This is a genomic window from Fibrobacter sp. UWCM (genome assembly GCF_900129735.1).
Lineage (GTDB): Bacteria > Fibrobacterota > Fibrobacteria > Fibrobacterales > Fibrobacteraceae > Fibrobacter.
This window is the reverse complement of record NZ_FQWR01000007.1, coordinates 18,253-32,991: the sequence shown is the minus strand read 5'-3', so window position 1 is coordinate 32,991 and position 14,739 is coordinate 18,253. Positions and strand designations below refer to the sequence as shown.

The following is a 14,739-nucleotide window of genomic DNA, read 5'->3' as shown; positions in this document are numbered from 1 at the left end:
AATCAATCCTTTACACAGCGAACGGAGTGTGCGTTACCGACATATTCATCACGATAAGGAAATTCGCCACCATCAATAACCAGCACTATACCATAATCTGCACCGGCGGCCTGGTAATCAAACCACCACGACATTTCATCCGAAATATATTGCCCGAAATCATAGCTGTACATTCCTGCTGGCAAGGGTTCAAAACCATATGTTTCGAGTTTGTCCACCATATCGTAGATTTCCAGGAACTCGTCGATACCCGGCAGGTGCCAGCCATTCGGGCAAACGCGCACAGCATCTTCGTAGGTGTATAGCCTGCCGTACTTCGCGCAGTTTTCCTCGAGGTCGTCGAAACACATCGAGTAGTCCGTTTTGTAGTTCAGGTTCTCGGCCATCCAGGTCCGACCATTAATCTCGACCACACCGTAGGTCTGCCCACCGTAGGTGAGTTCCTGAGTGTCAGCCCCCTTTACGGTAGCAAGTTTGCATGTCAAGGATATCTGAGAACCATCCGCATTCGAAACGGATACTTCGGGCACATAGTAGCCACTCGCAGTGAACGTAGCTGTCGCCTGCGACGAATCCGTCTCGTCGGCGGTGAAACCATCCGCCCAGGTATAGGTGAGCGGAATATCGCTCCTGCAGCCGGTAACTTTCCAGCGGAAACTCACGGCATCGGTCTGCATGATGTCATCGGATTCAGAAAGAAGCTCGGGCTTACCGCAGGTGCAACTCGAAATGCTGTGTCGATTCACATAGGCATCCTTACACCGGATCGACATTTCCGTTTCCAGGTCGCGGTCCATAACGAGGTACGCAGCGTATGTACCAGACTCGGTGTACTTCATTTGCGGAGTGGCTTCAGTACTGACGGACTCCTCGACATAACCCTTGTAGAACGTCCACTCGTATGTACTAGGCTCATAGCCATTAAGCCCGTTCACAGCCCACTTCACGGTGTCGTTCACAAACACCCTTTCCTTGTTGGGCGAACAGGTTACAGGCATCCGTGCAGAGCAGACTTCCTCGCCCTCGAAGGTGAGCGTGTAGGTATGGACTCCGGGTTCAGTGGGAATGGGTACGGCAAAGCTGGCCGGAGCATTGTACATAATAGAACGCCCCCAACTGACGCACTTACCTTCATCCATATCGGACGACTTCTGCATTACAAAGCACTGCGCCTTGACTTTCTCCGAATACCCGTGATCGGAAGAAAGCTCCATCGGCAATTCACTCAGGTAATCTGCCCCACCAATAGACTGCACTACAAACGTATAGCCCGTATCCCCCGCAAATTCCATACTGCATTGGGCATACACGCGCTCCTTTTTAACCGCCCTGACCGCAGGGCATTCCACATCCATATATTCATCCGTCTCGTTAGTGACCGTGAGCCGCGGAGCCACCTTCTGCGCGGAATCCAGGACAAGCTTGACGGACATTCCGTCTTCGGAGAGAATCCACGCAGAATCAAGTTCTGGTTCCTGCACCGTCTCCAGTTCTACGTCCAGCGGCATATACGAACTGGGCAAGACCTTCTTCCAGCGGTAGCGAAGATTTTCACCGCCTTCACAGCCCGAGACAGTCCACACGGCACTGTCCGGCTCCGCGCTCGATACACGCGTCAACGACTTGTCTACGGTACATTCGCAGCCGGCAATCAGCTTGCCCGTAGCGTGAACCACAGGGCACAAGATGGAATCGCTTTCCGACGGCAAGCCCTTATTGACAACGAGGCCCGCCCGGAAGTTCCCGTTGCCGAGGAACGTTACCGTAGGGGTGCGCTCCGTGCTCGACTCGATATCCGCTACGCTCCCGAAATCCCAGGAAAAAGACTGCGGGATTCCTCCCATATTGTAGAAGAAATACTTCACGGAATCACCCCGCTCCACATTTTTAGCGGTCGTCATGCACACGCCACGAACCTTGACACTGTCAGCGGCACTCTCCGAATCCGACGAGTTATCTGTTGCCATATCAGACGAGGATTCAATAAAATACAATGCGGAATCATCCGATACATACTGCTTGTAGCACTTGATAAACTGTTCGTCGGTGAAAGTTTCTCCCGTAGAATCCACCCATATACCCGACTTACAGGAGTAATCGCGCTTTTCAGAAAAAACATAGTAAGAGCGCCCCTCAAGCGCGACATCACAGGGGCTAAGGTTACACACCCCCCGTACGACATCCCCCAGCGATTTCCAGTCGAAAGAATCTTCCGACCCTGTAGAAGAGTCATCTCCACAAGCGGAAAAAAGCATTACGATTGCAACCGCTATTCCACAGAACAACTTTCTGTACATACAAAGCCTCCTCGCCCTATACGTTCATCATTATAACAAACTAACAGGATTTTGGCAACAAGTCAAATTCCCCTAGGACTTGCAACCCTTTTTTACGCAAAAAAAAGCCTTTTTCGCTATTTTTCGCGTTGTCTATGGACAACTTGTAAATAAAAATAACGTTCCCCGCAGGCATTTTTGACATATATTATGTTAGATTAACGAAGTATCGTTATCAAGACGATGAGGATGTTATGGGAAAAATTTGGTTTGGAACTGTTGCGACACTCGCCCTGGTTTCCGGGACGTCTTTCTCTTTCGCGGCCGATTACGTACCGCCTTCTACGGCAGTATCGAAAATCAACAGCTACCGCGGCTACTCGGAACTCACGAAGGCAGCCGAGGGCATGGATATCGACCAGTACACCTACAACATGACCACGTGGCAGATCAGCAACGGCGGTTTTTACAAGGCGATGGCCGACAAGTACAAGAGCGCATACACGAGCGGCAACAAGTCAGAATGGCGTTCCAAGGACGGCGGTGACCTCGGCACCATCGACAACAACGCGACCATCCAGGAAATGCGCCTGCTGGCGGTGCGCTACAAGGAAACGACAAACAGCAATTACAAGAACGCGTTCAAGTCGAGTTTCAACAAGGCCCTGAACTTTATCCTCACCATGCAGCGCTCCAAGGGAGGGCTTCCGCAGGTGTGGCCCAAGCGCGGCAATTACAGCGACCAGATTACGTTAAACGACAACGCCATGATCCGCGCGATGGTCACCATGATGGACATCGCGAACAGGACTTCGCCCTTCGATAGCGACATCATCGACGACGCGACCCGAAATAAGATGAAGTCCGCCCTCGACAAGGCCATAGACTACCTGCTCAAGGCGCAGATTGTAAACAACGGAAACCTGACGGTGTGGTGCGCCCAGCACGACACGAACAGCCTCGCTCCGGTGGGTGCCCGCGCGTACGAACTCCCGAGCAAGTCCGGCAACGAATCGATGGGCGTGGTGTGGTTCCTGATGAACTGGCCAGAACAGACCGAAGCAATCCAGAAGGCGGTCAAGGGTGCCATCGCCTGGTACAAGAAGAACAAGCTGGCGGACAAGGCGTTCAGCAAGACGGCGGGCATCGTCGACAAGGCGGGATCCTCGCTGTGGTTCCGCTTCTACGAGGTGAACAGCGACGACTACTTCTTCTGCGACCGCGACGGCGCAAGCACCAAGACGCAGGACTTCATGAAAATCAGCGAGGAACGCCGCACGGGTTACCAGTGGGCGGGCGATTACGGTTCCGCAATCCTGAGCGCGGAATCGGCGTACCTTGCGGCGCTCGAGAAGGTGGCGGGCACCTACGTGGAGCCTCCCCCGCCAGCAGCCATGTGCGGGAGCGATTCCTGCAAGATGTTTATCGACGGCGTGAACTTTGTTGAAATTGACGGCGTGAAGGAAGCGACCAACAGCGGGTTCGTGGGCGAAGGCTACGCGAACGTTGCCAACGCGACGGGGAGTTTCGTGACCTACGGCGTGACGGCAAAAGCCGAGGGCAAGTACACGCTCTACATCAGCTTTGCGAACGGCGGGAACGCGGAACGCGGTTTCAGCGTTACTGCAGGCGACAGGACGCTCATTGAAAGCGGGAGCATGGAACCGACCGGCGGCTGGACCACCTGGAAGACGCAATCCGTCGAAGTGGAACTGCCCGCGGGCTACAGCGAACTCAAGTTCACTAGCCTCTCGAAAGACGGCATGGCGAACATCGATTACATCGGCTGGATGAGCGAGAACCTGCTCGTGGGCAAGGTCGATGTGGGCGATACCAGCACGACTCCGGGCAACTCGGGCACGACAGCTATCGGCGTGCGGGATGTCCGCGCGGCAAGTCCGGCGAGAACGGCAGACCGCTACTACGTGGACTTCGGCACCCGCGTCACCAGCGCAGGCGTGTACCTGATGCGCGGTGGCAAGACATTCCGCATAAACGGCAGCAGCCATTCCGGAGCACAGCGATAGAATTCAAGACGACAAGGAAAAAGAAATATGCAGAACAACTGGACATCCAAATTTCTTTTAGCGACGCTCGCTTTCACGGTGAGCGCATCCGCGGTCGAGAAAAAGAAAATCGATTTTGTCGTCGGCGTGGATGGTGACTTCAAGGCGGCCATGAATGCGGCCAAGTCCGCAGGCGCAAGCGAATCGAGCCACTACGTCATATTCTTCCCCGATGGCGAATACAACATCGGGAGCCTTACCGGCGACAGCAACCAGATGACGACCTTCACGGCATCCAACACTTCGCTCGTGGGCCAGAGCGCCGACAAGACAGTGCTCTACAACAAATCCATCAACGAGGGCATCAGCGTTACGGCGACACTCAAGGTAAGCGCGAACGGCGTCTACATGCAAGACATCACGCTCTACAACAAGGCAAATTACGGCAACGAGAACAATTGCGGTAGCGCCTGCAGGCACGATGCCTTGATGACCGTGGGCGACAAACTTGTCTACAAGAACGTAAAGCTTCTAAGCACCCAGGACACCTACTACACCAAGTTGAACGGAGGCAAGGGCCGTAGCTACTGGGAAGGCGGGCAAATCGAAGGCACGGTAGACTTTATCTGCGGTGACGGCGACGTGTTCTTTGAAGGCACAAACCTGGTGATGCGCCGTAGCGGTGGCTACATTACCGCTTCGCAGAACAATACCGAATGGGGTTACGTATTCAACAATGCGACAATTACCGTAACGAACAACAGTTTCAACGGGACATTCTATCTCGGGCGTTCGTGGGGAACCGCAAGGACAGTATTCCTGAACACTAGGATGATAGCGCAACCCACCGCCGAGGGCTGGCAGAAGAACATGAATTCGGCACCCAAGGTCTTTGGCGAATACAACAGCAAGGACGGCAACGGGAACCCCGTCAACACGAGCAAGCGCCGCACCTACTTTGACGGCAGCAAGGACGGTTCCACCGCAACGCTCAAGACGGTCTGGGACGCAAACGACGCCGCAAAATACACGCTTCAGAACGTGCTCAAGGGCAGCGACAACTGGGACCCGACCAAGTTGACCGCGCAAGTGAGCGCCCCGAAAATCTCACAAGAGGGCGCCGAAATTACCTGGGCCGACGACAACAACGCCCGCGCCTGGGTAATCTTCGTGAACGGCAAGTACAAGGCGAACGTGATTACGCCGAGTTTCTCGCTCGAAGGCGTCGCAGTGGGCTCAAAGATTAAGGTGCGCGCCGCCAACAGCATGGGCGGGCTAGGCGCCTACTCCAACGAAGTCACGACCATTGACGCGAACGCCACCTACTACAAGGTAACGCTTGGCGAAGCCATCGGCGGCATGGTCAGCACAAATCTCAGCGGCGACAAGGTCATGGAAGGCAAGACGGCGACATTCACCGCCACTCCAAACTCCGGCTGGAAATTCGCCGGCTGGAGCGGCAAGAGCGCCGCGGGTATCGACGCGAGCAAACCGCAGGCTAGCATTACTGCGGCAGGTGATATCGAACTCGCCCCCTCGTTCGCCGGCGATGGCTCGGGCAAGTTCCAGGCCGAAGAAGGCGCCATCGAGAACGGCATCAACGAGAGCAGCAACGCAGGTTTCGCAGGTGCGGGCTACGTGAACTTCAACGCAGGAACATCAAGCGTGCAGGTGCCCGTGTATGCCGATGCGGAAGGCGAATACAAGCTCACCCTGACATACGCGAACGGGAGCAAGAGCACGCGCAGTCTCTCCATCAAGGGTGAAGCCGGCGAAACGCAAGAAGTTGCATTCGAGGCGACGGAAAGCTGGACCACCTACGTGACGAAGGATGTTTCCATCACGCTACCGCAGGGCGCGAGCACCATCACGTTCGCGACCATCGGGGGCAACGACGGCCCGAACCTCGACCAGCTGGAACTGACCGCAGTGAAAGTGACGCAGCCCGAGCCCCCCGACTCTACGACTGCAATCGGCGGGCTCGCCAGCGGCCTCGCGGATCCCCATCTGGAATACTCGCCCGCAACCCGCGTGCAAGTTTTCAGTGCGACCGGCAAGCTAGTACGTGAAAACGTAGGCCGTGCAACAAGCATGGCTGGCCTCCCCCGCGGGATATACATCCTGAGGGTGCACGACGGCTCCCGCAACACGCAAAAAACGATCCGCGTGAAATAATATTCCCGAAAACAGAATTTCCCGAAATTGGGCACCAAAAGCCCCTAAAGTAAGGCATTTGGTACCCATCTTTTAGAACAAACTAATCGCTTTTCGCCTCAAGAAGCAAAAAAATTGCCTCTTCGGGGCGTTTTTCATCACGCGGACCTCTCGCCAACAGCACTTTTTGCATTTAATTAGTGAAAATTCAACATACAAGTTAACAAAATGGGTACCAAACACCCCAAAAGGAGGGATTTTGGTACCCAAAAATGGCAAAATCGCCTTATTCGCCGAAAACGAACTTTACGTACAAGTTAAATAACTGCTCGCCCCACAGGTACATGAGCGGCGCCGCCACCGCAAGGAACGGCCCGAAGGGAATCTGGCCCGAGGTCTCGGCGGCATCCTGACCAGCGGCATCCTGACCAGCGGCATTGCGACGAGCGGCAATCTTGCCATAGGGCACCATCACGACTATCCCGAGAATAGCGGCGACAATCAGCGTCTCGACCGCGCCCGTCACGCCCATCAAGGCACCATAACCCGCAAGGAGCTTCACGTCGCCGAACCCCATGGCATCCTTCTTCAGGAGCTTTGTCGCAATCCAGCCCACCAGGTAGAGCCCGCCACCCGCAACAACCACCCCGAGCAGGCTCTGGAACGGAGTGACACCGCCGGGAATAATCGAAATCAGGAGGCCCGCAACAATCCCGCCAACCGAGATGGAATCGGGAATCAACTTGTACTTGCAATCGATGGCGCATACCGGGTATGCCCCGAGCAAAAGCCAGAACATCGCGAGCGCCGACGCCCACACCGCGGGGTCAGTGACCGGCGCCGTAAAGAACGCTGCCGACACGGGCACGTCGCCTATCACCGCAACAGCCGCAAACAGCGCAACCGCCCCAAGCAAACCGCAGAGAGCCTCCCCAATCGGGTAAATCACGCTGATGGGTTGCTTGCAGCAGGCGCTCTTCCCGCGGAGCCATAGCCACCCCACGATAGGAAGATTGTAACGGATAGGGATATGCTTCTTGCACAGCGGGCAGTGGCTCGGCGGGTTTATGAGCGAAATCCCGCGAGGCATGCGGTAAACAATCACGTTGTAGAAGCTCCCGACGCACGCGCCGAGGGCAAAAAACACCAAAAGCCAGTACCAGAGGGGGATTTCCTGCATAAAAAACCTCAAAAACAGTACATACTAGAATATATAAACAAAGTCGGGTGTTTGTTTTTCCGAATTAAAAAGATAAATTTAAAAATGCAGGACGCTCCCCCGAGCGCCCCGTTGTTTCGTGTTTAAAAAAGGAATCCTATATGCGTTTGAGAATTTCTTGTCTGATTCTTGCCCTGGCAGCATGCATCGCCGTCCTCTACGGCTGTTCAAGAGAATCCTCCATCGTGGAAAATCCCCGCCTCAGGAACAATCATTCCATAGTATTCGCTTTCGACAAGCCCTTCGATAACGCCGAGGCTTTCGCGGATTCCATCAGGCACGCAGACATGCCCGCCGATTCCATCGCCGATACCATTACCGTCACCGTGAACGACTCCGTCTACTTCATGGGCTTCCTGCCGCTCTATGCCGAAAAGATCTACCGATTCGAATGGATTTTTGGTGACACCGTCATCACAAGCGAAAACACCCGCGTGCAAAGCTGGTCCTACGACAGCGCGGGCGTGTACTTCCCCATCTTCCGTGCCGTAGACGGTAACAACGCCATCGATACCGCCGGCATCCACCGCCGCCCGCTCTACATCCGCGTCATCGACACGCCTCCCCTGCTCGACGTCCCGCGCGATACCGTAAGGGCCCGCCACAAGAAGCCAGCCACGTTCACCGTACGCGCCATCGACACCTGCGGCACCATCGAGAAATTCAAGGTGGACCTCGACGCGAAGGGCAAGGACACCGCGAAGGTCTGGAAGGCCGAAAAGATTGAAGGCACGGACAGCCTCACGATTACCATTCCCTATGTCGAAGGCGACGTGGATTCCCTCGGGAACCAGACCATCTTTGTAATCGCCATCGACGACGACGGCAACGAGACCCTCGACACCGTGTACCTGCACTTCAACCAGCCCCCCACCATCGAGATGCTGCAGCCGGTCGACAACGCCTCGCTCAGCAACAAGAAGCGCCAGGCGCTCTACTACCGCGCCGAAGACAAGGACAACCCGGGTTCGCTGCGCTACTTCATCCGCATGGCAAAGAGCCCCGACGGCCGTAATCCGCCTATATTTACCGACCCCGAAGAAAGCCTCATCGCCGCAAACATCGTCGAGAAGAGTTTCGAGATTATCGAAATTACGCCGGATTCCCTCGTTCGCAACAAGGTCAACCTCGCGGGCATCATCTACTGGGATGTGTGGGTGACCGACGGCTACGACACCGTGTACGCAAAGCACGTCAAGGACGGCGACAAGGAACGCCCCTGGAAGTTCTACCTGGGCGAGACCAGCGGCAACGCGAACCTCGAGGATATCGACGGCAACATCTGGGGCTACGCCAAGTACCAGGGATGGACCGGACGCCACTCCACCATCCGCATCACTGCCGAAGACACCCTCGGTAACAAGTTCTACACGCACACGAACGAGAGGGGCGTGTACGACATCAACCTTAAGCCGGGCATATACAACGTCCTTGCGACCGACACCTCGGGCTACCGCTTCGCCGACACGCTGCTCAAAAAGCGCCAGGTGTTCCCCGACGACACGGTATTCCTCGACACCTTGGTCCTCCGCGACACATCAAAACCCATCATCACATTCGACCCGATAGACACGCTGAATGTCCGCGACTTCCAGTTCGCCTTCAAGCTCTATGACTTCGGTTCGCAGGTGGCTAGCGCAACGGCATGGCTCGACGGCAAAGAGGTCGAACCCTCGTACTTCACCACCAACAGCTGGAGCAGGAACCACACCGGGCTCCTTGACGGGAACCACGCATTCAAGCTGGTCGTGAAGGACAGCGCGGGCCTCGTTTCCGATACCGCAAGAATGAACTTCCGTGTAGACGCATCGCTGATTACACTTTCCATCGACGGCAAGACATCGAAGATGGTGAATTCCACCCAGGCAATCACGTTCACCGCAAAGGTCGAGAACGCCATCCCGATGCCGGATTCCCTGAACTGGATGAGCAACATCGAAAATGGCCCGACCTTCCGCAGCGAGGTGAACCCGACCGATAGCACCGCAACACTCGTGATAGACCTGTCGATGATGCCCTCAGGCTTCGAGCAGGGAACATTCTACGAGATGGTCGCGAAGACAGACGACAACATCCAGACAAACAAGGTTCGTTTCGGCTTCTTCGATAACGGCCCGATTGTCTACTTCGAATCGCCGACGAACGACACATCCGTTTCCATCAACGACGAAATCAACTACAGCATGTTCGCTTTCGGCAACAACAGCGATCCCGACGTCCAAACATTCACGCTTGCCTGGACATGTGACAGCGGGACTCCCTGCCCGACCGACAACTCGACGGAAGGGAAAATCTCCTGGAGCACTACGGGCCAGAAAAAACTGATTGTCGAAATAACCAACGCCGATTCCGAACACAAGAAGGACACGCTCCTCGTGAACGTAATCCCCGACCCGCCCACCATCCGCGTGAAGCAGGAAAGCAACGACGACCGCCACAAGATCAATTCCTACGCAGACGTTACCGTAAGCGCAAGCGACAAGTACGGCACCATCACAAAGATTGACTGGGGCTGCACCAACGGCACCATGTTCACCTTCGACGAGGAAAAGCAAATCGACCCGCCCGCAAAGAGCATCACCGACGTCCCGGTACAGTTCCTCATGTCGGGCACGGCGACAAACAACTTCCGCTGCATAGTCCGCGTGACCGACGATGACGGCGAAACCGCAAGCGACACGCTTACCTTCAGGGTGCTTCAGGACCTGCCGTTCATCTCGATAAACCAGAAGAACAAGACGCTCACCATCAAGGACCAGACGCAAATCAGTTTCGTTGCGGTCGATACCCTCGGGCAACTTGTAGGCTACGAGCTCGCCTGTGACAGCGTCAAGAGCAACCTGAAGAACAACTGGACCGATATCTCGGCGAGCGCGCCCACCGTCACCATGCCGCCCGAAGCCTGCACGTGGTACTGCGCCATCCAGGTAACCGACGACGACGGCAACAAGGCCCGCGACACGGCGACGTTCACCGTGCTGCAGGACCCGCCGACGGTCCAGGTGCTCGGGAACTACACCGTCACCATCAAGGATACCATCAGGCTCGACGCCATCGCGAACGACCGCTACGGCGAAATCGCGCTATACGAATGGGGCTGCGGTTCTGCCGGGGCTAGCAGCATCGGGTTCACCTACTCGAGCCCGAACTCTCCCAGCTTCTCTGCGGTAATGCCCGCAACGGCGCAGGATAACTACCGCTGCATTATCCGCGTGACCGACGATGACGGCAACACCGCCCGCGATACCACGCTTATCAACATCATCCAGGCGCCGCCCACGGTCATTGTCGCGAACGAGTCGGCAATCGTGCGCGAAGGCTACAACATCGTGCTGAACGCGACCGCCTACGACTACCCCGACTATCCGGGCGAAATCGTGAAGCGCGAATGGAGCTGCGGCGCACCCGCCGAAATCGCGAACCGCTGGAAAACCGTTTCGCAGTTCGATACCGTCTGGAAGGCACCCGCCGCCGTAGCCACATTCTACTGCATCGCCCGCGCGACCGACAACGACGGCAACACCGCGATGGACACCATGAACATCAACTTCTCCACCGAACTGCCCATCATCAACGTGAAGGACGAAGAAATCTTCATTACCGCGGGCGAACAGTTCGAGCTCAACGCATCCGTCAACAACGTGTGGCAGGGAATCAGCTGGTTCACCTGGGAATGCTTCGACAAGGCAACCAAGAAGACTCTCGAGTCGAAGGTCACCAAGTACGACTACTACGCGAACGGTTCAAGTTTCTACGACTACCGCGAAGGCAGCTTCACGATAGACGGCAAGGACATATACTGCGTGGTCACCGCCGAAGAATCGAGCACCAAGGCTGAATTCAGCGACACGACCTTCATCAACATCATCAAGGTATCGCCCGTGGGCGTGATTACCGCGGCCGATACCGTTTACCTGTGGAGCGGTGACGAATCGTTCGACAAGGGCGAGCCCTACTACTTCTACACCTCCGAATGGGGCGGACAGAACTCCACGCTCGGGACCATCGGCAACGCAAGCATGCAGGATTTCTGGTGGAATTTCAGCAACGTAGACGGCAACTACTACCAGGGTAACCGCGACGGTTCTCTCGACACCAGCACGCTCGAGTTCAACTCCGCGTTTATCCGCAGCACCCGCGAGAACTCCATGACCATCTGCCTCGACTACCGAGACAGTTCCGCGGAATACGTGACGCAGGCGTTCTACGCAAGGCACCGCGCCGAAGAAGTCTGCCGCAAGGTATACTTCCGCAAGGCATGGCGCAACCTCGCCACCAGCGACACCGTGCTCGAGACAACCAAGATGACGACGCCACCGGTTCTCGAAACCATAGGGAACAAGCCCGTCATCGCCTACCTCAAGAACAGCACGACCGTCGTGACCAAGTACCTGGATGGTTCCACCTGGAATGCGCTCAGCACAAGCGGGATTACCGCAGCCGATTCCATTTCCGCAATCAAGATGGCAAGCGATGGTTCGAACCTCTACCTCGCCGTACTCACCAGCGCCGGCAAGCTCAACGTGTACAAGTCCGCCAGCGGCACATCCGCATGGGCTAGCGTTGGTAGCACAGTTACCGAAAATGCGGTGAGCGTGAGCCTTGTATGCAAGCCCGGTGTAACGGACCGTCCGGTCGTAAGCTACATCCTGAAGAACAAGCAACCCAAATTCGGCCACTGGAACGGGACCACATGGACCGAGGTGAGCATCCCGACCAGGAACTCCATCAAGGTCCGCGAACTGCAAGCGGCCTTCACGGAAAACGGTGCGCTTACAGCAATCTATGTCGACACCACCTCCAGTTACAAGGCTTACTACGTGATGTTCGGCAGTGACTACAGCGTGAAGAAAAAGGATTCCGAAATTTCGAGCAACGTAAATGGCGTGAACCTCGCCGTTTCGGGCAACACGCTCTACATGGGATTCCTGAACCGCGATACTGAACACTACGGCCCGTATGTGTACAAGGGAAGCGTAGGCACCAATTCCATCACGTGGGACAAGTCGGGCGTATTCGGGGCATCCATCCACGAAGGCCTGCTCGCCTACCACATCAGCATCACCACCTTCGACGGCAAGCTATACGCCATCGTCGACGACAAGGGCAAGCCCTCGCTCGCGCAGAGCCACGTGTTCAAACTCGAAGGGAACACCTGGAAACTCATGGGCGAAAACGAGCTCCCGTACTTCAAGGCCGTGTTCTACAACAACAATAACTACTACCTGAGAGGCTCTGTCCCGAGTATCGCAGTCGCAGGCAACGGAGGCGTGTACATCTCGATGCTCGCCTGGGAAAATGCGGGCGGCAGCGGTAAGAACTTCGGGCCCATCGTCATGAAGTACGTGGCAGATTCCTGGACGGTTCACTAGAAACATTTAAATATCGGAGATTTTAATGAATATCGAAATTGCAGCGATTTGTGATGCGGCCACCGCGAACGGCATTGGCGGAAGGCTCAATATACTGGGCGCATTCGACAGGGTGTTCCCCGCAAAGTTCCCCTTCGTGATTCCGCAGTGCGCGGCAGCCTTCCGCATCCGCTACCAGCGTGCCGAAACGGGCACGCACAAGCTGGCACTTTCCATCGAAGATGTTTGCGGGCACCCCATCGTGCCGGTAATGGAATCGAACATTCCCTTCGAGCCGGTCGCCACCGGGCTCGATACCGCGGCAATCAACCTGGTGCTCAACATGCAGCGCCTGCAGATTACCCGCCCCGACAAGTACATCGTGCGGCTCATCGTCGACGACGAGGAACTCATATTCCTGCCGCTCTACATTCTCGAGGACCCGCGCGCAAAGCAGGCCAACCCGCCCGCCGATGGCGAGGTAAGGAACTAGGCAGGCGATGCACCCGCAAATCCGTTCACGGCTAGCGGCATTTTCCCTGATGGCGGGGGCGTTCACGCTCCTTGCCTGCAGCGGTATAAACGACAGCTGGGAGGTGAAGGGCGGCGGCTACATTAAGTACAAAGTAAATGACGGCGAGAGCCACACCATCGAGCTCGGTCCGGACGATGTGGAAATACCCTTTATCAGAAACAGCCACCATTACCTGTACGTAAAGACGCAACTCGAGGAAAGCAGTCGCGGGGACCAGATTGCCTTCATGGTGAACAACCCCAAGTTGGGCAACAACGCTCCCGTGCAGGAATATTCGTGGTTTAGCATGGAATTTTCCGAGCAGGGGCGCATTTTCGCCGAAAACAGCACCGTGCACATTGACCAGAAGGACGATTCCACCTGGACCGCCGACCTGGAACTCTACACAGCGGACTGCCGGAACGGTCACTGCATCGACACGCTCCCCAAGTTGAAAATCACCGGCCGATTCCGCTACTGGATACCCGAAGAATACCGCTAGACCCCCGAAAAAGGGGTAAAATCGCCCCTTGACAAAACGGGTACAAGTTTCTACTATTGGGCTACCTTAATGGTCGATTAGCTCAGTTGGTTAGAGCGCCACCTTGACATGGTGGAGGTCACAGATTCGAGTTCTGTATCGACCACTGCAAAAGACCCTGCAAAGCAGGGTCTTTTTTTGTGATGAGGTTAAAGATCTGCGCGGATTATTTGCGTGAGCACCTGCGGTACATTTACAACTAGGGAGGGCTTCGCCCTCCCTAATCTCAAAAAAAAAGAAACCGCTCGGAGAGCGGTCCCTTGAATTGCTTTTAAGGCAAACTAAGATTACTTCTTAGCCTTGCTCTTGGCAGCGTCAGCCTTGAGAGCAGCACCGGCCTTGAAGCCGACGGTCTTGGAGGCCTTGATCTTGATGGTGGCGCCAGTCTGCGGGTTGCGGCCGGTACGGGCAGCGCGAGCCTTGACAGCGAAAGTGCCGAAGCCGATCAGCTGGACGTTGCCGTCCTTCTTGATGCCAGCGGCGATGCCGTCGAGCACAGCGTCGAGAGCGCGAGCAGCAGCAGCCTTGGATTCAATACCAGCTTCCTTGTTGGCGAGGATGGCGTCGATGAGTTCTTGTTTGTTCATTTTTTAACTCCTTGAGTTGTTGAGATTAATTGTATGGTGATATTATACCTTTTTTTTAAGCATGTGGAATACTTTTTTTAAAAAAAGTGTC

8 protein-coding genes and 1 tRNA gene are annotated in these 14,739 nt (G+C 55.7%); 6 read left to right on the top strand and 3 right to left on the bottom strand.

Annotated elements, in window-relative coordinates; translation table 11 throughout:
* Positions 1–2: 2 nt before the first annotated feature.
* Positions 3–2,297, bottom strand: a complete 2,295-nt coding sequence (locus tag BUB22_RS06245) for an FISUMP domain-containing protein (RefSeq protein WP_083535419.1) — start codon at positions 2,295–2,297, stop codon at positions 3–5.
* A 233-nt stretch (positions 2,298–2,530) separates the two neighbouring features.
* Here BUB22_RS06245 and pelA point away from each other — a divergent pair, with 233 nt between their 5' ends.
* Positions 2,531–4,303: a pectate lyase gene (pelA, locus tag BUB22_RS06240; RefSeq protein ID WP_073114385.1), complete on the top strand. Its 1,773-nt coding sequence runs from the start codon at positions 2,531–2,533 to the stop codon at positions 4,301–4,303.
* A gap of 27 nt (positions 4,304–4,330) precedes the next feature.
* The gene (locus BUB22_RS06235) at positions 4,331–6,457 is read left to right on the top strand and encodes a pectinesterase family protein (protein WP_073114384.1); all 2,127 of its coding nucleotides are present in this window, start codon (positions 4,331–4,333) and stop codon (positions 6,455–6,457) included.
* 265 nt (positions 6,458–6,722) lie between these two features.
* On the opposite strand, the gene BUB22_RS06230 is transcribed toward BUB22_RS06235, so the two are convergent.
* On the bottom strand, positions 6,723–7,616 hold the full coding sequence (locus BUB22_RS06230; protein ID WP_073114383.1) for a prepilin peptidase: 894 nt from the start codon (positions 7,614–7,616) through the stop codon (positions 6,723–6,725).
* A gap of 140 nt (positions 7,617–7,756) precedes the next feature.
* Here BUB22_RS06230 and BUB22_RS06225 point away from each other — a divergent pair, with 140 nt between their 5' ends.
* From BUB22_RS06225 to BUB22_RS06210, 4 genes are all read left to right on the top strand, one after another.
* Entirely contained in the window at positions 7,757–13,027 is a 5,271-nt protein-coding gene (locus tag BUB22_RS06225; RefSeq protein WP_073114382.1) for a hypothetical protein, read from the top strand.
* Positions 13,028–13,052: 25 nt separating this feature from the next.
* Positions 13,053–13,499 (top strand): DUF6941 family protein, encoded by a 447-nt coding sequence (locus tag BUB22_RS06220; protein WP_072813255.1) that lies wholly within the window; start codon positions 13,053–13,055, stop codon positions 13,497–13,499.
* A gap of 49 nt (positions 13,500–13,548) precedes the next feature.
* Positions 13,549–14,022 (top strand): hypothetical protein, encoded by a 474-nt coding sequence (locus BUB22_RS06215; RefSeq protein WP_073114381.1) that lies wholly within the window; start codon positions 13,549–13,551, stop codon positions 14,020–14,022.
* 71 nt (positions 14,023–14,093) lie between these two features.
* Positions 14,094–14,167, top strand: a tRNA-Val gene (locus BUB22_RS06210).
* A 181-nt stretch (positions 14,168–14,348) separates the two neighbouring features.
* On the opposite strand, the gene BUB22_RS06205 is transcribed toward BUB22_RS06210, so the two are convergent.
* A complete protein-coding gene (locus BUB22_RS06205; RefSeq protein ID WP_072813260.1) occupies positions 14,349–14,648 on the bottom strand; it encodes an HU family DNA-binding protein in 300 nt (99 codons plus the stop codon).
* Positions 14,649–14,739 lie beyond the last annotated feature (91 nt).